This window comes from Bacillus sp. FSL K6-3431, from assembly GCF_038002605.1.
Lineage (GTDB): Bacteria > Bacillota > Bacilli > Bacillales > Bacillaceae_C > Lederbergia.
This window is the reverse complement of record NZ_JBBOCT010000001.1, coordinates 1,294,657-1,319,381: the sequence shown is the minus strand read 5'-3', so window position 1 is coordinate 1,319,381 and position 24,725 is coordinate 1,294,657. Positions and strand designations below refer to the sequence as shown.

Here is a 24,725-nt window from a genome sequence, read left to right as displayed (position 1 = left end):
CAATCAGCTGATGTTTATGCTTTTCTTGTGTTATATTAATTTCCTGATAAACCAAGATGCAATAGTGAAATAGGTAATCAAAGAGAATATGTCATTTACTGTTGTAATAAGTGGTCCTGAAGCTACAGCGGGGTCCAGGTTGAATTTATATAGAATAAGTGGAATGACCGTACCTGCTATTGTCCCTAATATTAATGTTATTAAGAGTGAAGTACCAACAACTAAACCTAAATAAAAGTTTCCTTGCCAGATGAATGCAATGACAGATATAAGGAATCCGCAAGTTACTCCAATGATTAAGCTAACCTTTAATTCTCGAAATACTAATTTAAAAACTGTGTTTGTATCTATTTCCTTTTCGGCAAGGCCGCGAATAACAACTGCTAAAGATTGTGTTCCTGTATTTCCGGTCATTCCAGCAATTAAAGGCATGAAAAAAGCCAACGCCACGACCTGATCCAAAATAGATTCGAATTTTGCAATAATACTGCCGGAAACAAGTCCGATAAACAATAGAATGATTAACCATGGCAATCTACGGTATGCTGCTATAAATGGTTTTGTATCAAAATCAATTTCTTTGCTTGTTGCGGATAACTTTGTGTAATCATCGCTTGTTTCGTGAAGGATAATATCTAACATATCATCGAAAGTAATAATCCCGACCAGTTTTTGATTTCCGTTTATGACGGGTAAAGCTGTAAAGTCATATCTATTAAGAAGACGGGCTATTTCTGTTCTTTTTGTATCAACGGAAACGTAAATTACTTGTTCAAACATAATATTGGCCAAAATTTCCTGCCTGTCTGAGAGAAGTAAATCTCGATAAGCGACCATGCCTATTAATTCGCCAAGAGGATCTACAATATACATATGATTAATACTTTCCGAATAGAGAGCTAATGATTTGAGCTTTTCAATTGCCTCGGATACAGTGCATGTGCCAATTATTGATATATAATTATTTGTCATTAGACTACCGGCCGAGTCCGATGGATAGGTCATCATTTGCTTAATATAATTTGCATATTGTTCATTCGTATCATTAAGAAAGTTTTCTAATTGAACTTTTGGGAATTTCCTTAAAAGTGCAGTGAGGAAGGAAGAATCTAATAATGATAATACTTTATTTGCCCTTGTTGGACCAATTTTACTTATCAGCTCTAGCTGGTGTGTGATGTTCAGCTTTTGGATGATGCTAGCTAAAGTAGAATCCTCAATATTAAATAGAATAGATGCACGGTGGCGTTCGGGAAGACTTTGGAAAATCATTGCCATATCATAAGGTCTTTTATTTCTAAAAAAGTTATTTATTCCTTCGTATTCCTCTGATTTTATCTTTTCAAGAATAATTAAAGTATCCTTTTCCCTTTTTGCAGTGATCAATAACCTCCACTTTCCTTTCACAACGAGCTGCTTAATAGTTAATACCCTCTTTTTAAATAAAATTAAACATTTTGCTTTTCATTTGTTCTTTTAGTTTATTTTCTTTTCTAGAAAGTGCACTAATGGCTTTAAAGTAAGTCCCGTATTTCGTCGGCGTTTGAAGAACCTATCTAATGTCCTATTAACTCGATACCAAGTAAAGATGTTTTCGTTTTTCTATCTATCAGTCTTAGGTCTTAGTTAAAAATCCTGCTCAGGCTGGTTACTGATTCTTACATAATCCTTTAAAGTAAAGTCATAAGGAACGAAAGGAGGTAAAAGAAATGAAAAAGTTTTTATGGATTTCAGCGGCTGTGATTTTAGGGATTATAGTTCTCTCAAGTATTGGACCGATAATAGGATTGGCGATTAGCTTGCTTATTGTTTACTTTTCACTAAAACAATTCATGGCTACCGACTCAACTATGATGAAAGTGATGTGGGCTGTGATTGGATTAATTGGAATTTCTGGTCTATTGGGGAGTATTCCTGGAGTAATTGGTATAGTAGCAGTTTACTTCCTTTATACAGGATATAAACATTGGAAGAAAAAAGATTATACACCCGCACCTGAAAAGGATGATCCGTTCGCTGGATTTGATCGTCAGTGGAAAGATCTAGAAAATAATAAAGCATAAGGAGAGGAAACAGTATGACAAATATATTTGAAAAAATAAAACAATCTATCGCTACGGAGTTTAATGAAGTGTCAATAATGACAGATAAAGAAAATCCGATTACACTACTTAATAAATATGTTCGTGAAAGTGAAGCTGAAGTAGAAAAGGCAAGTAAATTAATTGAAAGACAAAGAATGTTAAAAGATGAGTTCTACAAAGAATTAAAAATTTCGCAAGCTTTAACTGAAAAGAGAAGAGATCAAGTAAAATTGGCAACAGAAGCTGGTGCTCATGATCTTGCAGAAACAGCTCTTCGGTACCAAGTTCAGGCGGAGCAGCAAGCCGGACGTCTCAATGAGTCTTATGAAAAAGCTTTGGATCAATTAGCAGATCTAGAACAAAAGCATGAAGAAATGAAATACCGAGTCAAAGATATGCATATAAAGCGACTGGAATTAATGGGTAGGGAAAATATACTTTCCATGAAAGAAAAAATGAATAAGGTCCTTGATGAATCAGAGTTTGGCAATGCTGCGGAGAAGTTTGAAAGTATTGAATCAACAATGAATCGAAAAGAAGCACATGTGGATACTGAATATGAAATTACTGTATTTGATGCAAAAATCCAAAAACTAGCAAAAGAAATGAATCATACTGAAAAAGCAAATCCGGTCATTGAAAACGTGGTACAATAACATTTACTATAGTAGTATATAATAGCCTAGTTCGTTGATTTAAGTGTAAAATGGAACAGAGGATAGAGAATGAATAGTCATCTAATGCTGTATCAAATGTAAATGTCTATGCAGCTCGCACGTCAAGAAAGATAAAATAAAGTATCTCTGAAAGACTTCATTTTTCTAAACTTGTAGAGAGAGGCGACCTTACGCCTTTCTTACTTCTAAGAATGCATCCACAGAGGAAAGGGGAGGGTCGAATGAAAAGCATGAGCAAAACGAGTCTTGTCGGCTGGTTCATGTTAATTACAGCTATAGGGATGGGCTTGGAATTATTATTTAATTTGCGGATATTCGTCCCTCTTTTAATAGGATTTTTCTTCATCTATATTAGTATGAAAAAGCGAAATAAAAAAGGGAAAGGAAATATTTATCTAATTGCTGGTATTTCTTTAGTAGCTATAGCTATTCTTTCCTCCGCCTTTTTTAAGTTTTTTATTATCGCTACAGTTATTTACTTCCTCATTCATTATTCAAAATATAAAAAAGAACCGCATAGATTAATAGTAGAAACTGCTGCACCTGAACCTAAACCTAGTTATAAAAAAAGAACACCATTTATAAAAAATAGACTTTTCGGCAATAAGCGAATCGTAAATGAAGTGTTTGAATGGGATGATATTAATATTCAGTGTGGATTTGGTGATACAGTCATCGATCTTGGAATGACCATGTTTCCTCCCGGTGAAAGTGTTGTTGTCATTAGAAGCTTTGTAGGAGATGTCCAACTGCTTGTTCCATTTGATGCAAATATTATCGTAAATCATTCAACTATCAGTGGCAAGTTAACCGTGTTTAACGAGGAATCGGAATTATTTAATTCCAATCTTATTTATTATCCGGACAGTGGGGAAACAGCTTTACGGACGGTGAAAATCATCACGAATGTGATGATTGGTAACGTTGAGGTGAAGAGAATATGAAGACCCAAATGACATTCTCTTGGTACTTTGCTTTTGTTTCAATTGTCACAGCTTTATTTGTTGGTATCATATTACTGTTTATAGTTGATGCCAATTGGTATGATACGCTATTGCAAAATAAAATATTTCTCATCCCAAGCGGCATTTTTATTTTATTCTCTAGCGTTTTATTTGGGGCTGTAACGGGATGGATCATTGGAACAACAGTACATCAAAAAAATGAAGAGATTGCAGCAGGGTTGATGGAAATAGAACAAGGAAATTATCAATTAGATAATCTAAAGACAAAATATAAAGACGATTTTATCTGGGAAAAAATTGTTAGAATTTCTCTACGCTTAAAAGAGCAGACGCACATTCAACAAAAATTAGCCAGTGAGCGTGTCGAGTGGAATAGCCAATTAAAAGAAGAGGTATTAACGAAAGAAAGAAATAGATTGGCGAGAGAACTACATGATTCCGTCAGCCAACAATTATTTGCGGCTACGATGTTATTATCTGCAATCAATCAAAATCCTGATCCTTCCAGTGAAACTGCTGTAAAACAACGTAATTTGGTTGAAGGAATAATAAATGAAGCGCAATCAGAGATGAGGGCGTTACTTTTACATTTACGACCTATTCAGTTAGAAGGTAAGAGTTTAAAAAAAGGAATGGAAGAAGTTTTGTCTGAATTAACAGCTAAACTTCCAATGGAAGTGGTCTGGAATATACAAAATATAAAATTAGATAAAGGTGTGGAGGACCATTTATTCAGAATTGTCCAGGAAGCAGTTTCTAATACATTGCGTCATGCGAAGGCGACTAGATTGGAAGTAGTTTTGAGACAGATAAATCAAATGGTATTTTTAAAAATCGCTGATAATGGTAAGGGATTTGACGTGGATAGCACGAAAACTAGTTCATATGGTCTAACAAATATTAAAGAACGTGCTTCCGAAATTGGCGGTAATATAAAACTAGTAAGTATTATTGGAAAAGGATCAAGCATTGAAGTGAAGGTGCCAATTTTAATGCAAAAGGATGAGATAAATGATTAAGGTATTATTAGTAGATGATCATGAAATGGTTCGAATTGGTGTATCAGCCTACCTATCTTTGCAACCGGATATAGAAGTTATTGCAGAAGCAGAGGACGGCTTACTTGGCGTAGAGCAAGCGCTGGCATTGCGCCCTGATATTATTTTAATGGATCTCGTTATGGATGTTATGGATGGGATTGAGGCTACGAAAGCAATAATAGAAAAGTGGCCAACAGCGAGAATTATTATAGTAACAAGTTTTTTGGATGATGATAAAGTATATCCTGCCCTTGAAGCAGGTGCAGTAAGTTATATTTTGAAAACTTCAAATGCAAATGAAATAGCCGAGGCTATTAGAACTACATATAAAGGTCAATCTGTTCTAGAGCCTGAGGTCACAGGAAAAATGATGGAGAGAATGCAAAAAGGAAAAGAGTCTCCGCGCCATGAAAGTCTTACAAATAGAGAGCGTGAAATTCTGTTATTGATGACAGAAGGAAAATCAAATCAAGAAATTGCTGATCAACTTTTTATTGGTTTGAAAACAGTAAAAACCCATGTTAGTAATGTATTAGGAAAACTCGAGGTGCAAGATCGAACACAGGCAGTGATTTATGCATTCCAAAATAAGCTCGTTAACAAATAGACTTTGTTATCATTTATGCGAAACTATAGTTCCTATTGTTAAGGATACCAACAAAAAAATGGATGTTTTTTGTTTTTTTTGTATTGTAAATAGAATGCGTATATTTGTCTAGCTATGCTAAAATGTGTTCAATAGTATATATGGAGGAATAAGTTTGAAAAAACAATTTGCAGTTATTGGTCTTGGGCGTTTTGGCGGTAGCATTTGCCGCGAATTAATTGAACATGGTATGGAAGTGCTTGCGATGGATAAGGATGAAGATAGAGTAAATGAATTTGCTTCTATCGCTACACAAGCTGTCATTGCTGATACAACTGACGAAAGTGTGTTAAAAAGTCTGGGGGTCCGTAACTTCGATCATGTAATTGTGGCAATTGGTGATGATATCCAGTCAAGTATTTTGACAACTTTAATACTAAAAGAAGTCGGTGTGAATCATATTACTGTAAAAGCGCAAAATGATTATCATGAAAAGGTGTTACGAAAAATTGGTGCAGATCATGTTGTCCACCCTGAACGAGATATGGGAAAAAGAATTGCTCATTTTATCGTATCAAATAATGTGCTAGATTATCTAGAGTTATCAGATGAGTATAGTATAGTAGAAATAATGGTGAATGAGCGCTTAGCAGGGCGAACACTTATAGAATTAGATGTAAGGGCAAGATATGGGCTAAATATCGTTGCTATAAAACGTGGCACTGAAATTAATGTTTCTCCATTGGCTGAAGAACCATTTAGAAAAGGAGATATCCTTATCGTGATTGGTGCCGACTCTGATATCAACCGCTTTGAGAAAAAGGTAATGGAATAAATAAAATAGAGCAAGAAATTACTACTAATCTTGTTTCAACATAGCTGAACCATCAAAAGGAATCAGGTGATTGCTTGATCCCATCTACACTTCACTTAGAGATAAAAGATCAAGATAAAAAGGGTAGGATGCTTGTTACGAGCATCCTACCCTTTTTTTATCATACTTCCATAATAATAGGTAATATCATTGGTCTACGTTTTGTCTTTTCATAAAGAAATGGTGTCAATGTATCTGTAATTTCATTTTTTATCTCAGACCATTGGGTTGTTTTGCGATCCATAATTTTATTCAAATGTTTCCCAATCATTTTTTGAGCTTCATGGATCAAGTCACCAGACTCTCTCATATAAACAAAGCCACGAGAAATGATATCGGGCCCAGCAGAGATTTTATGCTTGTCCATATCAATGGAAACGACAACAATAACAAGTCCTTCTTCAGACAATATTCTTCGATCTCTTAAAACAATATTTCCAATATCGCCGATACCTTTACCGTCAATATAAACTGAACCAGATGGAATTTTTCCGGCAACACTTCCTGTATTACTAGTTAATGCAAGTACATCACCGTTATCCATAATGAAACAATTTTCTTCAGGGACATCACATTCGATAGCGAGTTGGGAGTGCATTTTTTGCATCCGGAACTCCCCGTGAATCGGCATGAAAAACTTCGGTTTCATTAATCGTAGCATAAGCTTTTGTTCTTGTTGGCCACCGTGACCAGATGTATGAATATTATTTAAAGAACCTGCGATTACATCCGCACCTGCGCGGTAAAGTAAATTTATTGTACGATTTACACTAATTGTATTTCCTGGGATTGGAGAAGATGAAAAGACAACAGTATCACCAGGTTGTATTTGTATTTGTCGGTGTGTGCCATTGGCGATTCTTGATAAAGCTGCCATTGGTTCTCCCTGACTTCCAGTACAAAGAATGGTTACTTTATTAGCTGGGATTCGATTAAGCTGTTGTGTGCTAATAAATGTATCTTTAGGTGCATTAATATACCCTAGATCTTGACCTATTTCTATTGCTGTATCCATACTTCGACCAAAAACTGCAACTTTTCTTCCGTTTATAACTGCGGCTTCAATCACTTGTTGTAATCTGTGAATATTAGACGCAAACGTTGCAAAAATGACTCGTCCTTCTACCTTCCGAAAGATATCATCAATACTATCCCCAACGCGTCTTTCTGACATTGTAAAATCTGGAACCTCGGCATTTGTACTATCTGAAAGAAGACAAAGTACGCCTTCTTTACCAATCTCGGCCATTTTCGTTAAGTTAGCTGGTTCACCCACCGGAGTAAAATCAAATTTAAAGTCACCAGTATGAACAATATTACCTGGAGGTGTTTTTACTACTACTCCATAAGAGTCAGGAATACTATGGGTCGTTCGGAAAAACGATACAGAAGTTTTCCGGAATTTAATAATATCGTCCTCTTCAATTTCGATTAATTGAGTTTGCCGTAATAGACCGTGTTCTTCTAATTTATTTCTAATTAATCCGCAAGCTAATTTTCCTGCGTAGATAGGGATATTTACTTGGCGTAATAAGTACGGAATTCCACCTATATGGTCTTCGTGTCCGTGTGTAACGACCAAGCCTTTAATATTATCTACATTTTTAACTAAAAATGTATAATCAGGAATAACATAATCAATACCGAGTAGTTCATCTTCTGGAAACTTTATTCCCGCATCGATTAAAATAATTTCATCCTGAAATTGAACGCCATATGTGTTTTTACCAATTTCGCCCAAACCGCCAAGTGCGAAAACTGCTGTCTGATCGTTTTTTACGAATTTCATGATTTACTTAGACTCCAATAGAGTGAAAAACTCAGATTGTTTTTCGTATTCTAGATACGCACCATCAATTAATTGCACATATTCAATGTTTATTGGGCGGTCTTTCAGAATATGGCGCACTGCACGTTCGTTTTCTGCATCGAGATATAATGTCTTTGTGTTTTCTCGTACAGGAATTTCTGCTTCATTCTCTTGATAATATACTTTAAAAATCATCAATACTCTCTCCTTTTAATTTGGATTGTTAACCTTAATAATTGTTTTTTTATAGTAAGGAATAACTTTATCTTATTTTTTAATCGGATATTACGCGCTTCAATTAATAACATAAATAAAGAATAAGCCCTCCGGTAACAGAGGGGCCTTGAATGAAAGCAATTGATATTAGGCAATTGTTTTTTTTCTAAGCAATTCATTCCACTGTTTTAAAAGCTTCTTACGTAGCTTCTTTAACATGGTGGATCACTCCTTATATTCTATTTTACCCGATTCGCGACTAAAGTAAAAGCATCTTGGTATTGGAATGCTCTTTTTTGTGCATATTTTTTGTTTATATTATATGCTGTTAGAAGACTATTTATCAGAAAGGCCTGTTTTATCATTGGTCATACATGGAATCTAGTTAGCATGCTATAGTGAAACTGAAAAGCGAGGGGATATAAAAATGAAGAAAATTGTTTTTTTTGATATAGATGGGACGCTACTTGATCATCAAAAAAACTTGCCAGCATCAACAAAGGAAGCTATTTTTACTCTACAAAAGAATGGGATTTATACTGCTATTGCAACTGGTCGTGGTCCATTCATGTTTTCCTATTTATTGAAAGAGTTAAATATTAAGTCATATGTTTCTTTTAATGGGCAATATGTGGTGTCTGGAAATGAAGTATTGTATAAAAATCCATTTAAGCGTACGGATTTAAAAAAATTAGCTGAGGAATCTACCAAACGTAATCAATCCTTAGTCTATATGAATGAAAATACTTTAAAAGCTAATATAAAATTTGACCAACGAATAGCCGATAGTATGAAAAGCTTGGAAATGCCACATCCGGAATTTGATCAAAAGTTTTATGAAAAAAATGAAATATATCAAACCCTATTATTCGCTAGACAAGAGGAATCTACATATTTAGAAGCTTTTGAAGATAGGTTTGATTTTATTCGGTGGCATGAAGAGGCTTTAGATGTAGTCCCAAAAGGCGGTTCAAAAGCAGAAGGAATTAAGAAAATGATTGATGTATTAGGTTTCAAAATGGAAAATGTGTATGCATTTGGAGATGGATTGAATGACATTGAAATGTTGAAAACAGTCGGAACTGGGGTTGCGATGGGGAACGCTCATGTAATAGTCAAAACGTATGCTGATTTTGTAACAACTGATGTAGATGATGATGGTATTGTTAATGGATTAAAAGAAGTAGGATTATTGTCAAGCGCTTTTGAGACGATAAAATAAATCTGAATTTGAATTAAAAATATCCGGGAAGATACCCCGGATATTTTTATCTTTCTATAGGTATCGCGTTTTCTGGAATATGGAAAGGATCTTGTTTGTTAATATGATCATAAAACATAACGCCATTCAAATGATCTAGCTCGTGTTGGAAAACAATAGCTGGTAACCCACGTAATCTAAGTTTTACTTCTGTCCCATTTTTATCAAAGCCCTTTAGTGTTACTCTTGAATATCGCATAACATATCCGGGTATATCACGATCAACAGATAGACAGCCCTCGCCAGACGTCAAATATGATTTTTCTACCGAATGACTGACAATTTTTGGGTTTATCAACGCATAATAATATTCTTTTCCATTATCATCTTCAACTCGAACTGCAAACATTCTTTTAGAAACATTGATTTGTGGAGCAGCAAGCCCAACACCAGGACGTAAACCGTATTTTTCCCCTATTTCATCGTCTTGGCTATTAATTAAGAATTCCTCCATTTTATTCAATGTATCTATATCTGCTTGCGAAGGCGGAAGTGGAACTTCCTTTGCAACTTCCCTTAATGTTTCGTGACCTTCTCGTATAATATCTTTCATTAGAATCATCTTGGATCCTCCTGTTTCTGCACACTTCATAAAAAATAGTGTACCAAATGATTGCCAAAAAGTAAAAAAGTTAATAAAAAGTCCGAAAAAATAGCTACCAAATTTATTGTCGGCCTGCTTTATCTCTGCCTAAAGAAATGTTAGTGTTGATGATGCCGCAGGGCATAGCTGCCTTGCCTTCTTATTTTTGAAATGTTTTGTTGATTGTTGTCAAATACGCTATATCCCGTTATAGTAAGGGGTGAAATAGTGAGGAGGAATATGATGAAAAAGATTATCATTACTACATGTATGTTAATTATGGCGGTGATTATGTCAGCCTGTTCAGCGCCGGAAGAAAATATTTATCAAACTTTAGAAGATACTGTAGGGAAAGAAAGCAATTTTGAACAGCAACAGAAACCGTTGACAGAGCTCGAAATAGCAGAAAAAGCACTTTTTGATGAGATAATGGAATTAGGTATGAAGGATTTCGAGAAAATTTCTCAAAAGGCAGATGAAGGATTAGCTAACCTCGATAAAAGAGAAGCACTTTTGAAAAAAGAAAAAGAATCGATAGACGCATCAAAAGAAACATTTAGCAAAATAAGTGAGGAAGTTTCTAATTTGGAAGAGGACAATATTAAAAAGGAGGCAGAAAATCTTCAAAATGTTATGAAGAAACGATATGAAAGTTATGATAATTTATACTCCTCATATATAGAAGGAATTGGCGAAGACCGTAAAACCTATGAAATGATTAAAGATAAAGAATTAAGAATGGAAGATCTGCAAACGCAAATTGAAACTACCAACAAAGTATATGAAAATGTATTTGAAGCAAACAGTCAATTTAATGAGCAAACAGAAAAGTTTAATAAAGCGAAAGCGAAGTTCTACAAAGAAGCAGGGATAAAGGTTGAAAAGGCAGGATAAATTAAGTTGGCAGGAGAATCATTACTATATACTGTCTGTATTTTACATTACATATGTAAGAATACGTCTTTTAGAAATATAATTTCAAAGAAGCTTCTGTTTCTGGTCCAGATGAAGGCATACTGCAGAGGGCGAAAAAACCATTTTACATTTTGTCGACCTTTATATTTCGTAATACTAGGAACTGCCGTAAGCCAGCCATTATAACTATTAGCTAATGATGCTTTCTATTAAATACTTATGTTGGTAGACGCTGCGTACTTTTCTAATGTATAACAGGGTGTAAAAAAATGTTTATTTGTAGTACAGAATAAATCCGGGTATTAGTACAGATTTATAAATCGTAAGGTACTAATTAGAAGTTATTTCGTAAGTCTAAGCTTTTGCATTGACGCAATCACATATATCATGTAATCTAAGATTGTGATAAAATAATTCCTTGTGTTATATGAATGAATAAAAACAGTAGTACAGATTTTTTATTAGGATAAAGGAAAGTTTTACTGTTTTTCTTCATGCGAATTGTGGAAAACCTATTGTAGTATCCCTTATGTTCGCACTTTGATTGCTATATTAAACAATTATTGTTATTGCTTGTTTTAAATGCAATCAAAAATAATGTTAGTAAATAAATTGTAATAGAGAGGATAGGTGGCTTCAATGGCTTCAACTGCAAAAAAGACACAATACGATGCGTTAAAAACGCTCGAAAATATTGAAAGTCAATTTGAAATGGTACAGATCTTAGATGAAAATGGTAAAGTGCTTAAAAATGCTGCTGTACCTGAAATGGACGATCAACAGCTTGAAGAATTAATGCGCCGAATGGTTTATACGAGAATTTTAGACCAACGTAGTATTTCACTTAACCGTCAAGGACGTTTAGGTTTTTATGCACCGACTGCTGGGCAAGAGGCATCACAAATCGCATCACAATTTGCACTTGAAAAAGAAGATTTTATTCTTCCGGGTTACAGGGATGTTCCCCAAATTGTATGGCACGGTTTGCCATTATATCAAGCGTTTTTGTGGTCACGTGGACACTTCATGGGAATGCAATTACCTGAAGGAGTCAATGTCATTCCACCCCAAATTATTATCGGGGCGCAAATTATTCAAGCTGCAGGTGTTGCTCTTGGATTTAAAAAGCGTGATAAAAAAGCAGTCGCTGTTACATATACAGGCGATGGAGGATCTTCACAAGGAGATTTCTATGAAGGTATCAACTTTGCTGGGGCATATGGAGCACCCGCTATATTTATTGTTCAAAATAACCAATTTGCGATCTCTACTCCTCGCGACAAACAGACTGCGGGTGCAACGATAGCACAAAAAGCAGTGGCTGCTGGAATCCCGGGAGTTCTTGTTGATGGAATGGATCCATTAGCGGTTTATGCAGTTGTAAAAGAAGCTCGTGAACGTGCGATTAATGGCGGCGGTCCGACGTTGATTGAAACAATGTGCTACCGTTATGGTCCACATACTATGGCAGGAGACGATCCGACTCGTTATCGTACAACTGACACTGACAATGAGTGGGAAAAGAAAGATCCGCTTGTTCGTTTCCGGATATATCTTGAAGATAAAGGTATTTGGAACGAGAAAAAGGAAAATGAAGTAATTGAGCAAGCAAAGGAAGATATAAAAGAAGCAATTAAAAAAGCAGATGAGGCTCCAAAACAAAAGGTGACTGATTTGATTTCAAATACGTTTGAAGAATTACCAGTAAATCTACAAGAACAATATGAAATTTATACAGAGAAGGAGTCGAAATAAGCAATGGCGCAAATGACTATGATTCAAGCTATCACTGATGCGCTTCGTACGGAATTGCGCAAAGATGAAAATGTTCTAGTTTTCGGTGAGGACGTAGGAGCGAACGGCGGAGTTTTCCGAGCTACGGAAGGTTTACAAAAAGAGTTTGGTGAAGATCGTGTATTTGATACACCGCTTGCGGAGTCAGGTATTGGTGGTCTTGCCATTGGGTTAACTACTCAAGGGTTTCGTCCTGTTCCAGAAATCCAATTCTTTGGCTTTATATTTGAAGTAATGGATTCTGTCAGTGGACAAATGGCTCGCTGGAGATCCCGTACAGGCGGCACAATGAATGCTCCAATAACAATTCGTGCACCATTTGGTGGTGGAGTTTTCACGCCTGAAATGCATGCAGATAGCCTTGAAGGATTAATGGCTCAGTCACCTGGTTTGAAAGTAGTAATTCCGTCAACTCCATATGAAGCGAAAGGATTACTAATCTCAGCGATTCGCGACAATGATCCGGTTATTTTCCTTGAGCATATGAAGTTGTATCGTTCATTCAGACAGGAAGTTCCTGAAGAAGAATATACAATTCCACTTGGAAAAGCGGATGTGAAAAGAGAAGGAACTGACTTGACGATCATCTCTTATGGTGCAATGGTACATGAATCTATTAAAGCTGCGGAAGAGCTAGAAAAAGAAGGACATTCGGTAGAAGTTATTGATCTACGTACAATTAGCCCAATAGACATTGAAACAATTATCGCATCTGTTGAAAAAACAAATCGTGCAATTGTTGTTCAAGAAGCTCAAAAACAAGCAGGTATTGCTGCGAATGTTGTAGCTGAAATCAATGATCGTGCAATCCTTAGTTTAGAAGCTCCGGTATTAAGAGTAACTGCTCCTGATACTGTTTATCCGTTTGCTCAAGCAGAACCAGTATGGCTACCAAACCATAAAGATATTATGGTAACGGCGAAGAAGGTTCTTGAATTTTAATTCATCACAATAAAAAGTAATAAAAATTGTTTCAGGAGGGTGAATAATTTTGTCATTTCAATTTAAAATGCCGGATATCGGTGAAGGAATTCATGAAGGTGACATTGTCAAATGGTTTATTAAACCAGGTGACAAGATAGAAGAGGACGACATTCTTTGTGAGGTACAAAACGACAAAGCTGTTGTTGAACTACCGTCTCCAGTAGCTGGTACGGTTGAAAAAGTTCATGTGGAAGAAGGAACTACCGCTACAGTTGGTGATGTGCTTATTACATTCGATGCACCAGGTTATGAGCATCTCAAAGGTGAAGACGATGCTGAAACAGAAGCGAATGTCCAATCAACTGCTGAAGCAGGTCAAGACATAAAAAAAGAAGAAGTTAAACAAGAAGTTCAGGCTGAAGCAACAGGAGCTGGAGTTCAATCAGCTGAAACTAATGACGTTGATTCGAATAAATTGATCGTTGCTATGCCATCTGTTAGAAAATACGCGCGTGAAAAAGGTGTGAATATTCGCAGTGTATCAGGTTCAGGTAAAAATGGTCGCATTCTAAGAGATGATATTGATGCTTTCTTAAGCGGTGGCCAAGCTACACAAGAAGAAACGGTGCAAACAGCAACAGCTGAAAAAGCGACAGAATCAAAAGTTGCTGCATCTGTTGTTCCTGAAGGTGAATATCCAGAAACGCGTGAAAAAATGAGTGGTATTCGTAAAGCAATTGCAAAAGCAATGGTGAATTCGAAACATACAGCTCCGCATGTCACGCTTATGGACGAAATAGAAGTGTCTGCACTTGTTGCACATCGTAAAAAGTTTAAAGAAATTGCAGCACAAAAGGATATTAAACTGACATTCCTTCCGTATATTGTGAAGGCACTTGTAAGTGCGTTACGTGAATTCCCAATCCTTAACACTTCCATTGATGATGATGCTGGTGAAATTGTTCAAAAGCATTATTATAATATTGGAATTGCTGCAGATACAGAAAAAGGCTTATTAGTACCTGTTGTAAAACGCGCAGATACAAAATCTGTATTCGCAATTTCACAGGAAATTAATGAACTTGGCGCCAAAGCACGTGACGGTAAGCTTGCACCAAACGAAATGAAAGGTGCTTCATGCACGATTTCAAATATTGGCTCAGCAGGTGGACAATGGTTTACTCCTGTAATTAACCATCCGGAAGTTGCTATCTTGGGTGTTGGACGAATTGCAGAAAAACCTGTAGTAAAAAATGGTGAAATTGTAGCTGCTCCTGTGTTAGCATTATCATTGAGCTTTGACCACCGTGCTATCGATGGTGCAAGTGCTCAAATGGCGCTAAACCAAATTAAGCGACTGTTGAATGACCCTGAACTATTATTAATGGAGGCGTAAAACATGGTAGTAGGAGATTTCCCGATTGAAACAGATACAATTGTCATTGGTGCGGGTCCAGGTGGATATGTAGCGGCAATTCGCGCTGCACAACTTGGTCAAAAAGTAACGATCATTGAAAAAGGAACGCTTGGTGGAGTCTGCTTGAATGTAGGCTGTATACCTTCTAAAGCTTTAATTTCTGCCTCACATCGCTATGATTCAGCACTACATTCAGACGATATGGGAATTACAGCTGAAAAAGTAACTGTAGACTTTTCGAAAGTGCAAGAATGGAAAGCTGGAGTTGTAAAGAAGCTAACTGGTGGAGTGGAAGGTTTATTAAAAGGGAATAAAGTTGACATCGTTCAAGGAGAAGCATACTTTGTTGATGAAAACAGCCTTAAGGTTATGGATGAAAACTCATCGCAGACGTATACTTTTAAAAATGCTATTATTGCTACAGGCTCACGACCAATTGAACTTCCAAGCTTCAAGTATTCAAAACGAGTGCTCGATTCAACTGGTGCGTTAAACTTGGATGAAATCCCTGGGAAACTTGTTGTCATCGGTGGCGGATATGTTGGTACTGAACTTGGAACTGCATATGCAAACCTCGGTTCACAAGTAACAATTCTTGAAGGTACGGATGATATTCTTGGCGGTTTTGAAAAACAAATGACCGCACTTGTTAAACGTAACTTGAAAAAGAAAGGCACTGAAATCGTAACAAAAGCAATGGCTAAAGGTGTGAAAGAAACGGAAAATGGTGTCATCGTTACTTACGAAGCTAAAGGTGAAGAGAAAACAGTAGAAGCGGATTACGTGCTTGTTACGGTTGGACGTAAACCGAATACAGATGAGCTCGGCTTAGAGCAAGTAGGGGTTAAAATGACAGACCGTGGTGTCATTGAAGTGGATGCACAATGCAGAACGAACGTGAAAAACATTTTTGCGATCGGCGATATTGTACCAGGACCTCCATTGGCGCATAAAGCATCTTATGAAGGAAAAATTGCTGCAGAAGTAATTTCTGGACAAACTTCAGAAGTGGATTATCTAGCAATTCCAGCAGTAGTTTTCTCTGAGCCAGAACTTGCAACAGTCGGCTATACTGAAAAGCAAGCAAAAGATGAGGGATTAGAAGTTAATGCATCTAAATTCCCATTTGCTGCAAACGGTCGTGCATTAGCGCTAAATAATACAGATGGATTTGTTAAGCTTGTAACGCGCAAGGAAGACGGTCTTGTTGTAGGTGCACAAATTGCTGGTGCTAGTGCTTCAGATATGATTTCTGAGCTTGGATTAGCGATTGAAGCTGGCATGACTGTGGAGGATATTGCAATGACTATTCATGCACATCCTACGCTTGGTGAAATTACAATGGAAGCAGCGGAAGTTGCTTTGGGCACACCAATTCATATTGTAAAATAGCGAAAAGCGCTCGTTCAAGGGCTACAAGCATAATACAAGACGGCGAGGAGGTTGGTCTATACCTACTTGGTGGATTGCCTCTTATGACTACGAGCCCTTAGCGCCTGTAGCTAGACAAAAAAGCACCTTTTCCAAAAATGGAAATGGTGCTTTTTTGTTTTCGGAAAATAAAATCGGATAAACTTATATTGCCAATTCAAGTGCCTGCATATTATCAGTAATAGTATATTTCTATGAAAATGAAGGTGATCCTTTATGCTGATAAAAAAATATATCGCAATGATTTTGCAAATGTTTATTTGGAGTGGCTTTACTTTAGTTGATTGGTTATCTAGAAAAGATCATTCAATTTCAAAAGTAATTTTATTTATTGTGTTCTTTTATTTGGCCTTTTTACTAGCGAAAGCTCTTTTAAAAACGCGAAAGCGCACAATATGGATTACTATTTTAAGCTTAACAGTATATCAAATGATGAATATGATATTACACATCATTTTTATCGGGAAAATTACTCTATAAAACTAAAGAACTATTTCCTCTTTTTCTGTAGTGGTTTTTGGACATCGATAATGATAGAAGATATACTGTTTAAAAGAAAAAGAGATTAAGTATTCAAGTAAAATGAGAGGAGAAACAAATGAATAAAGTATTCAGCATCATGCTAGCTGCTATTTTTCTTTTATCCGCATGTGGCAGCCAACCAACTTCAGTGGATAAAAATGAAGAGGATAATCAAAAACAAGATACTGCTAATAATCAGTCCAAAGAAACAAATGAAGGTGAACAAGAAGTTGAAAAACCTAGTGAGGAAGAAGATCTAGAAGCAATTGATAAAGAGGTTGATAAACAAAAAGAACCTACTTATAAAATGAATGAAGATACGTTTGTGATTGAGCCAATCACTGATGCAAATGCAAAAGTGGCATTGATTACAATAGATGACGCACCTGATAAATATGCCTTGGAGATGGCTAAGACATTAAAAGCATTAGATGCACCAGCGATCTTTTTTGTAAACGGCCATTTAATTCATTCACCTGAGAAAGAAGACATAGTAAAACAAATTCATGAGCTTGGTTTTCCGATCGGTAACCATACATATTCGCATAATGATTTAAAGACGCTCTCGAACGAAGAACAACAGGAAGAAATTATGTCTGTAAATGACAAGGTAGAAGAAATTACTGGCGAACGCCCAAAATTCTTTCGTGCTCCTTTTGGTAGCAATACGGATGAAAGTCGTAAGATTGCGTCAGAAGAAAAGATGTTAGTGATGAATTGGACATATGGATATGATTGGGAGTCGCAATATATGACTAAAGATGCAATTGCAGATATTATGGTCAATACGGAATTATTAAATAACGGAGCCAATTTACTAATGCATGATCGAGAATGGACAAATGCAGGTCTCGAAAAAATTGTAAAAGGTTTGCGAGACAAAGGCTATGAATTACTTGATCCTATATTGATTGAAACACCATCAGGAGAATGATTGACAAATATTGCGTATCTTAAGCAATGAGTAGTAAAATATGCGCTTGTGGATGTTCTACACGTTTTTAGTTATGTAGGTGCAGAGGGAAGAACGTTCGCCAAATGGTCGCTAACCAGGTATGCCATATTTACTTTTATGGGATAATAACTACTAGTATGAATGAAAATAATGTAGGGTATAAATTATATATAAGTACATGGGTGATTAGTATTCATACGCATGTAAATAATAAACCTTGAAGGGGGAGAAAAATGGACTATCAATATCCATTTTCATATGATTGGACAACCGATGAGGTAATTGATGTAGTGGGATTTTTTCATGCAATTGAACGAGCACATGAAAAAGGAATCCGTAAAACAGAATTATTAGCCGCCTATCGCAGATTCAAAGAAATTGTTCCCGGTAAAGCTGATGAAAAAAAATATTGTAATGAGTTTGAAGGTGTTAGCGGATATTCGTCGTATAAGACAATCCAAAAGATGAAAAAGACAGACGAAGATTCTATCATAAAAATGTGAAATACACCTAATGGGATTAGCGGCTACATAGTATGGACGTTTATAAAAGTATAGAAATGGGTAATAAATAACTAACGTACTAATAGTAAATTCCTTTTCTTACATCAATGAGGCCAAGTATTCAGTTTGAAATAAAATGGCTTCATAGGTAAACACACAATTTTGTTACCGGCAATATCCGGTTAACATACACTATAACAAGCAATTAACGAAAGCTGATTTTTTCCATCCATATTAATTTGGGAAGGGGTGTTTCATCATGAAACAAGTAATGAATGCTTATCGAAAAAGAAGCTTGGATAAACAAAAACTCGCTGTCCTTCGTCTAGAATTAAATTATGAGCTAGCTGTATTATTCGAAGCGCTACAAGAAGAAAATGAGGAAGTTAAACTAAAAACAAAACGGAAGTTAGAAAGAATTCGCCAAGAATTAGTGAAATTAGAAGCATTATGATGCAAATGTTAATGTTAAAAACGAGCTTCCCGTCTTTTTTTAGCAGGGAATGTTCGTTTTTTTATTTTGTTCACTTTAAATAATACTGTTTGCTTGAAAGTAAGGTATTATTTTACATCATTCCCGAACGGGAAAGCCCACTGCCTTAAGGCGTGGGATGAAAGTAAGGTCAAATACGGAATGGCAATGATTGTGCCACAAGTATTTGAAACGCTTTTTTGTAGATCCATATTGGAATAAAAATGTGTACGTGTATCCAGCGTTTCTAACACATAAAAACACAAAAACGGAACGTATATTCTCATTTTGTGGTATGATAGAAACTGAAGGTGAAAGCCATATGCAGACCATACACTCAAACTGGAACTTCAAAAGCCGACAAATAAGGAAATGGCCATCTACCGAAAATGACAGAGATCAACACCCTGCTTTTTCGAATTGGCTGTTACATTTTGAAGAATTGAAATCGGTTACATCGAAGGTGTTTCACTTATTTTCCGATGGAGATCTTCCTTCAGCTATTGTGAATCAAACAAATAGGATAGTGCAATCGAAAAACAAAAAACAAAAAACAAAAAACAAAAAACAAAAAACAAAAAACAAAAAACGAATCAATACTGTTTTTGGTGCAGTTTCCACAATCAGAACTGTAAAGTAGAGAAAGAAAATCATGTATATAAAGTTTCTTTTCCAACACTTAAAAAACGGTTCGGTGTTCCAATCATCGTCAAAGATTATCAACAATATTGGCTGACGAGATGATACAAGATACAGTAGAATTCCATGAAAAAAGAGGTCGTTGGTTTGTCGCTATCACATTGTCATTCAGAAGTGAAACAAACACCATTCCATCGTGCTCTACATAACACCATGGGCATTGACCTTTGCTTGCTCAAACTTGCGGTTGCTTGTATTGGCGTGGGGATGAAATGGCCTATCGAAGAAGGCGTTTCGTTTCGCATAGACGAAAACTTGGCCAAGCGAAAAAGCTCAGTGGCATTCGCGAGTTGAAAAGTAAGGAATCCCGGTGGATGAAAGATACGAACCATCAAATAAGCCGTCAGATCGTCAACTCCGCATTAGGGAACGGTGTTCGTCTGATCTGAAAGAAAGATTTGACAGGTATCCGTCATACGAGGAAGTCGCATAAAGAAGCAGGGCGAAACTTGCACAGCTGGTCCCACTTTCAATTGCAGCAGTTCATTCAGTACCAAAGCCTTGATGGCAGGCATCAAGGTTGAATTGTACATTCAAAACATACATCGCAAATGTGTATATGCGGACATGTGGAGAAAGGAAACCGCAACCAGGATGTCTTCCGTTTATGGAATGTGGCTATCAAAGCCATGCGGATGTGAATGCATCTTTCAACATCGCTAATGCTGTGAGTGGGTGATCCAAAAGGAAAACAGTTTAACATTCGTGTCGTGGTCATAGCGACAGCGCCTGTTTTGGTACATGCTTACCTTTTATATGCAGAACAAAACAGGGCGGGGTAATGAGATGCCCCTTAACTTGCAGGCCTGTTCAAACCAGAAATGGACTGCGAACGAAAAGTCGATCCCACCTGTTTAACCAGAAGGTTTGGTGCTTGCGGCTTTAGCCGGGGAAGTCTCAAATAAGGTTGGCTACTTGAAAAGTTAGTACATTATCTCTAAGCTAAATAAAGATCAATTGAATCTATTATGGGGGCGAAAGTATGGGACAGTGGAACAAAATTGATGAATTAATTCGACATTGGATAAAAGAAGCGAGAGAAAAAATCATTTTGTCATTCGAAACTGTACTAGATATTCAGACAAAAGCAAATGTGAATGATCTTGTAACGAATATGGATAAAGATGTTGAACAATTTTTCATCCATAATATCAGATCGGAATTTCCTGAACATCGAATTATGGCAGAAGAAGGATTCGGTGATAAATTTAAAGATCTTGATGGAGTTGTTTGGATTATTGATCCTATTGATGGGACGATGAATTTTGTCCACCAACAAAGAAATTTTTTTATTTCAATAGGAGTATATCATAATGGGGTGGGAAAATTAGGTTATCTCTATGACGTTGTTCATGATGAATTATATTATGCGAAAGCTGGAGAAGGTGCATATTGTAATGGAAAAAAGCTATCGCGATTAAAAGAAGTGTTAATCGAAAATGCGCTTGTTGGATTTAATGCCTCCTGGGTGGTCTCAAATAATTATATGGATCATCATCAGTTTATTCCACTTGTTAAAGACGTACGTGGTACGCGTTCTTATGGCTCAGCAGCATTAGAAATTGCCTATGTTGCAACGGGGCGTCTTGACTCTTATATTAATATGAGACTTGCCCCGTGGGACATTGCTGCTGGGAAGATCATAATTGAGGAATTAGGAGGAATTGTAACGAATCTGCAAGGTGAACAGGTAAATTTACTTGAAACGGGGAGCATATTAATAGCGGGGCCGGAATTACATGCGGAGATTTTCCGAAAATACTTAAAGAAACAGTAAGTTGGTTGCTATGGTTAGTCACAATAATCGTATAAAGTATTCAAGCTAGTAAAAAATATAAGCGAAAAAACGAAAGTAAAAGGAGTCGTCCGATAAGTATGAAAATCGGTAAAACGGCTTTCTGCTAACTTTTCATCTTGCTCTGATTTGAAAAAAATGTAAGTTGATTGGAGTGGGGGGCGTTCGATTTACCTTAGTCCTGCTTTTTTGCAGTGAGGGGAAATCGAAGTGCGTCCAACTGACCAGGCCTTGCCTTTTTCGTGATGAGAATAAAATTGAGAGGGGCTCCTAAAAGGCCAATTATATGACTTTTTGGCCTCCCCCTTTTATATCCATTTTTATAGTTTTCCTTCATCACGCATTTTTTTCTTTGTTATAAACCCATATCCCATTATTCCAATTAAACATAAAATTGAAATTGACGCACTTGCTATGCTTTTAGCCCCTATAGAAAAACCTATTCCGATAATCGAAAACGTTGCTAGGGTGGCAAGTAAAAGTAGATTCCACTTAATATTGTTCATTTTTCAGCCTCCTTTATCTATCTATTATACAAAAAAATATATTTTTTCCAAAGGATGTGATATAATAGCTCAGTTAATCCTATTAATAAATGGTTATAATGATACAAAAAAATATAAACTGAAGTCTTTAGATTATTATCTAATTCTTCGACTGGCATCTCAAATTTAAGTAAGATCAGATGCTGGCGTTTTTCTAAATTAGGCAGGAGGAAAAGTTTTGAATAAAAGAGAAGACATCAGGAATATTGCAATAATAGCTCACGTTGACCATGGTAAAACAACTTTAGTTGACCAGCTATTAAAGCAATCAGGAACATTTCGTACAAATGAACAAGTAGCAGAAAGAGCAATGGATTCCGATGATATCGAAAGAGAACGTGGAATAACTATACTGGCGAAAAATACTGCAGTTCAATATAAAGAAACAAAAATCAATATACTAGATACTCCCGGTCACGCCGATTTCGGTGGCGAAGTTGAACGTATTTTGAAAATGGTTGATGGTGTTGTTCTAGTAGTTGATGCATATGAAGGATGTATGCCGCAGACTAGATTTGTTTTGAAAAAAGCACTAGAGCAAAACTTGACTCCTATTGTTGTCGTCAATAAAATCGACCGAGATTTTGCACGACCACAGGAAGTTGTTGATGAAGTGCTTGAATTATTTATCGAATTAGATGCAAACGATGATCAGCTTGAATTTCCTGTCATCTATGCTTCGGGTATTAATGGAACGGCAAGTCTTGATTCTGAAACTCAAGATGATACTATGCAGGTTCTTTACGAATCAATTATAGAGCATATACCTGCTCCAATAGATAATAAAGACGAACCATTACAATTTCAAGTTTCATTACTAGATTATAGCGACTATGTAGGTAGAATTGGAATTGGGCGAGTATTTAGAGGGACAATTAAAGTTGGCCAACAAGTAGCGCTAATAAAACAAGATGGAAGCTCGAAAAACTTCCGTGTGTCTAAATTATCTGGTTTCCTTGGTTTAAAACGTGTAGATATTACTGAAGCATACGCTGGAGACCTAATCGCCGTTTCCGGTATGGAAAATATAGATGTTGGTGATACAATTTGTCCTGTTGAACATCAAGAAGCATTACCGGCTTTACGAATTGATGAACCAACGTTACAAATGACGTTTCTTGTGAACAATAGCCCGTTTGCAGGTAGAGAAGGAAAATTCATTACATCTAGAAAAATTGAGGAACGCCTTAGAAGTCAATTAGAAACAGACGTAAGTTTAAGAGTGGAAAACACTGATTCTCCAGATGCGTGGATCGTTTCAGGCCGAGGGGAGCTTCATTTATCTATTTTAATTGAGAATATGCGCAGAGAGGGATTTGAACTGCAAGTTTCAAAACCTCAAGTAATTATTAAAGAAATAGATGGTATCAAATGTGAGCCAATAGAAAGGGTACAAATTGATATTCCTGAAGCACATACTGGCAGTATAATCGAATCGATGGGTACTCGAAAAGGCGAAATGCTCGATATGATCAATAATGGAAATGGGCAAGTACGTTTGATTTTCCATATCCCTGCTAGAGGTCTAATTGGTTATACGACAGAGTTTATGACGTTAACTAGAGGATATGGAATTTTAAATCATACTTTTGAAAATTATCAACCAATGCAAAAAGGGCAAGTTGGTGGTAGAAGACAAGGTGTTATCGTCTCTATGGAAACTGGAAAATCAACTACCTATGGTATTATGCATGTAGAAGATCGCGGAACAATTTTCGTCGAACCAGGTACGGAAATATATGAAGGTATGATTGTTGGAGAGCACACAAGAGAAAATGATATAACGGTCAATATTGCACGAACAAAGCAAATAACAAATATACGGTCGGCAAATAAAGACCAAACATCTGTTATTAAGAAGCCTAGAATAATGTCTCTTGAAGAAGCGCTCGAATATTTGAATGATGATGAGTACTGTGAAGTAACACCGGAATCAATTCGGATGCGCAAGAAAATTTTGGATAAAAATGAACGCGAAAAGTCTATAAAAAAGAAAAAGACCGTGTAAATAGAGTAATAACAATATTAGTTTCACATTAAAATATGGTATGCTTTATACGGTCCCCGAAATATGGGGGCCGGTTTTTTATTTATTTTCAGCAGTATTGTATAGTACTAAGATCTTTGGATCGCCAATAATGGTTTATTAGGGTCGAAAAAATGAAAGGAGTACGTATAATCTTCATGATGAATAATATGTTTATTTTAGCACTTTCAAGTGCGGATCAAAGGGCGATAGATAAATTTTCTCCTACATTACGTTTTTTTTACAATCTAACTAATAGCCCAGCGCTTGCAAATTGGTTACTTTGGATTACACTTACGGGATTGGCAATTTTGGTATATAAACTAGGCTTTGCTAAAAAGCTTCCACTTGGAAAGTCATTTGTCATTTATCTATTTTTAATAGTAGGCTGTTTATTCTTAACCTTTTTGGCGATATTTTTACCAATAGCTGAAGGGCTTATGGTTGCTGCTTTAATATTAATTATTTATAAGATTAGATTAAATCGCGAGAAAAAAGCTGGTAGAATATAATCAAGAAAAGCGCAAGCTTCCGTCGTCAATGGCGGTAGCCAGTTTAGGGCAGCCATGTTCAATATTGCCAGTAACATTGGTACTTAGTTAAAACAAAAAGGATGACCAAAGTTCAGAAG

25 protein-coding genes are annotated in these 24,725 nt (G+C 36.2%); 20 read left to right on the top strand and 5 right to left on the bottom strand.

What is annotated here, in order from left to right; genetic code table 11:
• Positions 1–30: 30 nt before the first annotated feature.
• Complete coding sequence (gene mgtE, locus MHB53_RS06645; protein ID WP_340916454.1) at positions 31–1,386, bottom strand: magnesium transporter; 1,356 nt, start codon at positions 1,384–1,386, stop codon at positions 31–33.
• A gap of 323 nt (positions 1,387–1,709) precedes the next feature.
• Here mgtE and MHB53_RS06640 point away from each other — a divergent pair, with 323 nt between their 5' ends.
• The 6 genes from MHB53_RS06640 (at position 1,710) to MHB53_RS06615 (ending at position 6,187) form a co-directional block, all read left to right on the top strand.
• The gene (locus tag MHB53_RS06640; protein WP_340916452.1) at positions 1,710–2,063 is read left to right on the top strand and encodes a lmo0954 family membrane protein; all 354 of its coding nucleotides are present in this window, start codon (positions 1,710–1,712) and stop codon (positions 2,061–2,063) included.
• Positions 2,064–2,077: 14 nt separating this feature from the next.
• The gene (locus tag MHB53_RS06635) at positions 2,078–2,740 is read left to right on the top strand and encodes a PspA/IM30 family protein (protein ID WP_340916450.1); all 663 of its coding nucleotides are present in this window, start codon (positions 2,078–2,080) and stop codon (positions 2,738–2,740) included.
• Between the two features lie 242 nt (positions 2,741–2,982).
• Positions 2,983–3,705 (top strand): cell wall-active antibiotics response protein LiaF, encoded by a 723-nt coding sequence (gene liaF, locus MHB53_RS06630; protein ID WP_340916448.1) that lies wholly within the window; start codon positions 2,983–2,985, stop codon positions 3,703–3,705.
• Positions 3,702–4,745, top strand: coding sequence for a sensor histidine kinase (locus MHB53_RS06625; RefSeq protein ID WP_340916446.1), 1,044 nt, complete (start codon positions 3,702–3,704; stop codon positions 4,743–4,745). Before liaF ends, MHB53_RS06625 begins: the two co-directional genes overlap by 4 nt.
• Entirely contained in the window at positions 4,738–5,373 is a 636-nt protein-coding gene (locus tag MHB53_RS06620) for a response regulator transcription factor (protein ID WP_340916445.1), read from the top strand. The genes MHB53_RS06625 and MHB53_RS06620 overlap by 8 nt, the downstream gene beginning before the upstream one ends.
• Positions 5,374–5,527: 154 nt before the next feature.
• The gene (locus tag MHB53_RS06615) at positions 5,528–6,187 is read left to right on the top strand and encodes a potassium channel family protein (protein ID WP_340916443.1); all 660 of its coding nucleotides are present in this window, start codon (positions 5,528–5,530) and stop codon (positions 6,185–6,187) included.
• Between the two features lie 160 nt (positions 6,188–6,347).
• On the opposite strand, the gene rnjA is transcribed toward MHB53_RS06615, so the two are convergent.
• Both rnjA and MHB53_RS06605 read right to left on the bottom strand, forming a co-directional pair.
• Positions 6,348–8,015: a ribonuclease J1 gene (gene rnjA, locus MHB53_RS06610; RefSeq protein WP_340916442.1), complete on the bottom strand. Its 1,668-nt coding sequence runs from the start codon at positions 8,013–8,015 to the stop codon at positions 6,348–6,350.
• 3 nt (positions 8,016–8,018) lie between these two features.
• Positions 8,019–8,231: a DNA-dependent RNA polymerase subunit epsilon gene (locus MHB53_RS06605; RefSeq protein ID WP_340916440.1), complete on the bottom strand. Its 213-nt coding sequence runs from the start codon at positions 8,229–8,231 to the stop codon at positions 8,019–8,021.
• A gap of 448 nt (positions 8,232–8,679) precedes the next feature.
• Between MHB53_RS06605 and MHB53_RS06600 the strand changes: the two genes are divergently transcribed.
• The gene (locus MHB53_RS06600) at positions 8,680–9,474 is read left to right on the top strand and encodes a Cof-type HAD-IIB family hydrolase (protein WP_340916439.1); all 795 of its coding nucleotides are present in this window, start codon (positions 8,680–8,682) and stop codon (positions 9,472–9,474) included.
• 46 nt (positions 9,475–9,520) lie between these two features.
• Here the strand turns inward: MHB53_RS06600 and def are convergent, their stop codons facing one another.
• On the bottom strand, positions 9,521–10,075 hold the full coding sequence (gene def / locus MHB53_RS06595) for a peptide deformylase (protein ID WP_340916438.1): 555 nt from the start codon (positions 10,073–10,075) through the stop codon (positions 9,521–9,523).
• 264 nt (positions 10,076–10,339) lie between these two features.
• Here def and MHB53_RS06590 point away from each other — a divergent pair, with 264 nt between their 5' ends.
• From MHB53_RS06590 to MHB53_RS06540, 11 genes are all read left to right on the top strand, one after another.
• Complete coding sequence (locus tag MHB53_RS06590) at positions 10,340–10,990, top strand: YkyA family protein (RefSeq protein ID WP_340916437.1); 651 nt, start codon at positions 10,340–10,342, stop codon at positions 10,988–10,990.
• A 660-nt stretch (positions 10,991–11,650) separates the two neighbouring features.
• Positions 11,651–12,766, top strand: a complete 1,116-nt coding sequence (gene pdhA / locus MHB53_RS06585) for a pyruvate dehydrogenase (acetyl-transferring) E1 component subunit alpha (RefSeq protein WP_340916435.1) — start codon at positions 11,651–11,653, stop codon at positions 12,764–12,766.
• Positions 12,767–12,769: 3 nt separating this feature from the next.
• Positions 12,770–13,747: an alpha-ketoacid dehydrogenase subunit beta gene (locus MHB53_RS06580; RefSeq protein WP_340916433.1), complete on the top strand. Its 978-nt coding sequence runs from the start codon at positions 12,770–12,772 to the stop codon at positions 13,745–13,747.
• A 49-nt stretch (positions 13,748–13,796) separates the two neighbouring features.
• Positions 13,797–15,125: a dihydrolipoamide acetyltransferase family protein gene (locus MHB53_RS06575; RefSeq protein WP_340916431.1), complete on the top strand. Its 1,329-nt coding sequence runs from the start codon at positions 13,797–13,799 to the stop codon at positions 15,123–15,125.
• Between the two features lie 3 nt (positions 15,126–15,128).
• The gene (gene lpdA, locus MHB53_RS06570) at positions 15,129–16,538 is read left to right on the top strand and encodes a dihydrolipoyl dehydrogenase (protein WP_340916430.1); all 1,410 of its coding nucleotides are present in this window, start codon (positions 15,129–15,131) and stop codon (positions 16,536–16,538) included.
• Between the two features lie 255 nt (positions 16,539–16,793).
• Positions 16,794–17,057 (top strand): hypothetical protein, encoded by a 264-nt coding sequence (locus MHB53_RS06565; protein ID WP_340916429.1) that lies wholly within the window; start codon positions 16,794–16,796, stop codon positions 17,055–17,057.
• Between the two features lie 118 nt (positions 17,058–17,175).
• The gene (locus tag MHB53_RS06560) at positions 17,176–18,033 is read left to right on the top strand and encodes a polysaccharide deacetylase family protein (protein WP_340916428.1); all 858 of its coding nucleotides are present in this window, start codon (positions 17,176–17,178) and stop codon (positions 18,031–18,033) included.
• 254 nt (positions 18,034–18,287) lie between these two features.
• Positions 18,288–18,557 carry a UPF0223 family protein gene (locus tag MHB53_RS06555; protein ID WP_340916426.1) on the top strand — a complete coding sequence of 90 codons (270 nt, stop codon included), beginning with the start codon at positions 18,288–18,290 and terminating at the stop codon, positions 18,555–18,557.
• Between the two features lie 259 nt (positions 18,558–18,816).
• Complete coding sequence (locus tag MHB53_RS06550; RefSeq protein WP_340916424.1) at positions 18,817–19,011, top strand: hypothetical protein; 195 nt, start codon at positions 18,817–18,819, stop codon at positions 19,009–19,011.
• A gap of 340 nt (positions 19,012–19,351) precedes the next feature.
• Positions 19,352–19,669 carry a hypothetical protein gene (locus tag MHB53_RS06545; protein WP_340916423.1) on the top strand — a complete coding sequence of 106 codons (318 nt, stop codon included), beginning with the start codon at positions 19,352–19,354 and terminating at the stop codon, positions 19,667–19,669.
• A 1,041-nt stretch (positions 19,670–20,710) separates the two neighbouring features.
• Positions 20,711–21,505: an inositol monophosphatase family protein gene (locus MHB53_RS06540; protein WP_340916421.1), complete on the top strand. Its 795-nt coding sequence runs from the start codon at positions 20,711–20,713 to the stop codon at positions 21,503–21,505.
• A 338-nt stretch (positions 21,506–21,843) separates the two neighbouring features.
• Here MHB53_RS06540 and MHB53_RS06535 read toward each other — a convergent pair whose 3' ends face one another.
• Positions 21,844–22,029, bottom strand: coding sequence for a DUF5325 family protein (locus MHB53_RS06535; RefSeq protein ID WP_340916419.1), 186 nt, complete (start codon positions 22,027–22,029; stop codon positions 21,844–21,846).
• A 217-nt stretch (positions 22,030–22,246) separates the two neighbouring features.
• On the opposite strand from MHB53_RS06535, the gene typA reads away from it, so the two are divergent.
• Positions 22,247–24,076 (top strand): translational GTPase TypA, encoded by a 1,830-nt coding sequence (gene typA / locus MHB53_RS06530; protein ID WP_340916417.1) that lies wholly within the window; start codon positions 22,247–22,249, stop codon positions 24,074–24,076.
• 188 nt (positions 24,077–24,264) lie between these two features.
• On the top strand, positions 24,265–24,606 hold the full coding sequence (locus MHB53_RS06525; RefSeq protein WP_445661501.1) for a YlaH-like family protein: 342 nt from the start codon (positions 24,265–24,267) through the stop codon (positions 24,604–24,606).
• The last annotated feature ends 119 nt before the right edge of the window (positions 24,607–24,725 follow it).

What these genes read in the sequence shown, in the direction of transcription:
- MHB53_RS06640 (WP_340916452.1), top strand. Translation starts at nt 1,710, where the DNA reads ATGAAAAAGTTTTTATGGATTTCAGCGGCTGTGATTTTAGGGATTATA.
- MHB53_RS06635 (WP_340916450.1), top strand. Translation starts at nt 2,078, where the DNA reads ATGACAAATATATTTGAAAAAATAAAACAATCTATCGCTACGGAGTTT.
- liaF (WP_340916448.1), top strand. Translation starts at nt 2,983, where the DNA reads ATGAAAAGCATGAGCAAAACGAGTCTTGTCGGCTGGTTCATGTTAATT.
- MHB53_RS06625 (WP_340916446.1), top strand. Translation starts at nt 3,702, where the DNA reads ATGAAGACCCAAATGACATTCTCTTGGTACTTTGCTTTTGTTTCAATT.
- MHB53_RS06620 (WP_340916445.1), top strand. Translation starts at nt 4,738, where the DNA reads ATGATTAAGGTATTATTAGTAGATGATCATGAAATGGTTCGAATTGGT.
- rnjA (WP_340916442.1), bottom strand. Translation starts at nt 8,015, where the DNA reads ATGAAATTCGTAAAAAACGATCAGACAGCAGTTTTCGCACTTGGCGGT.
- MHB53_RS06605 (WP_340916440.1), bottom strand. Translation starts at nt 8,231, where the DNA reads ATGATTTTTAAAGTATATTATCAAGAGAATGAAGCAGAAATTCCTGTA.
- MHB53_RS06600 (WP_340916439.1), top strand. Translation starts at nt 8,680, where the DNA reads ATGAAGAAAATTGTTTTTTTTGATATAGATGGGACGCTACTTGATCAT.
- def (WP_340916438.1), bottom strand. Translation starts at nt 10,075, where the DNA reads ATGATTCTAATGAAAGATATTATACGAGAAGGTCACGAAACATTAAGG.
- MHB53_RS06590 (WP_340916437.1), top strand. Translation starts at nt 10,340, where the DNA reads ATGAAAAAGATTATCATTACTACATGTATGTTAATTATGGCGGTGATT.
- pdhA (WP_340916435.1), top strand. Translation starts at nt 11,651, where the DNA reads ATGGCTTCAACTGCAAAAAAGACACAATACGATGCGTTAAAAACGCTC.
- MHB53_RS06580 (WP_340916433.1), top strand. Translation starts at nt 12,770, where the DNA reads ATGGCGCAAATGACTATGATTCAAGCTATCACTGATGCGCTTCGTACG.
- lpdA (WP_340916430.1), top strand. Translation starts at nt 15,129, where the DNA reads ATGGTAGTAGGAGATTTCCCGATTGAAACAGATACAATTGTCATTGGT.
- MHB53_RS06565 (WP_340916429.1), top strand. Translation starts at nt 16,794, where the DNA reads ATGCTGATAAAAAAATATATCGCAATGATTTTGCAAATGTTTATTTGG.
- MHB53_RS06560 (WP_340916428.1), top strand. Translation starts at nt 17,176, where the DNA reads ATGAATAAAGTATTCAGCATCATGCTAGCTGCTATTTTTCTTTTATCC.
- MHB53_RS06555 (WP_340916426.1), top strand. Translation starts at nt 18,288, where the DNA reads ATGGACTATCAATATCCATTTTCATATGATTGGACAACCGATGAGGTA.
- MHB53_RS06550 (WP_340916424.1), top strand. Translation starts at nt 18,817, where the DNA reads ATGAAACAAGTAATGAATGCTTATCGAAAAAGAAGCTTGGATAAACAA.
- MHB53_RS06545 (WP_340916423.1), top strand. Translation starts at nt 19,352, where the DNA reads ATGCAGACCATACACTCAAACTGGAACTTCAAAAGCCGACAAATAAGG.
- MHB53_RS06540 (WP_340916421.1), top strand. Translation starts at nt 20,711, where the DNA reads ATGGGACAGTGGAACAAAATTGATGAATTAATTCGACATTGGATAAAA.
- MHB53_RS06535 (WP_340916419.1), bottom strand. Translation starts at nt 22,029, where the DNA reads ATGAACAATATTAAGTGGAATCTACTTTTACTTGCCACCCTAGCAACG.
- MHB53_RS06525 (WP_445661501.1), top strand. Translation starts at nt 24,265, where the DNA reads ATGTTTATTTTAGCACTTTCAAGTGCGGATCAAAGGGCGATAGATAAA.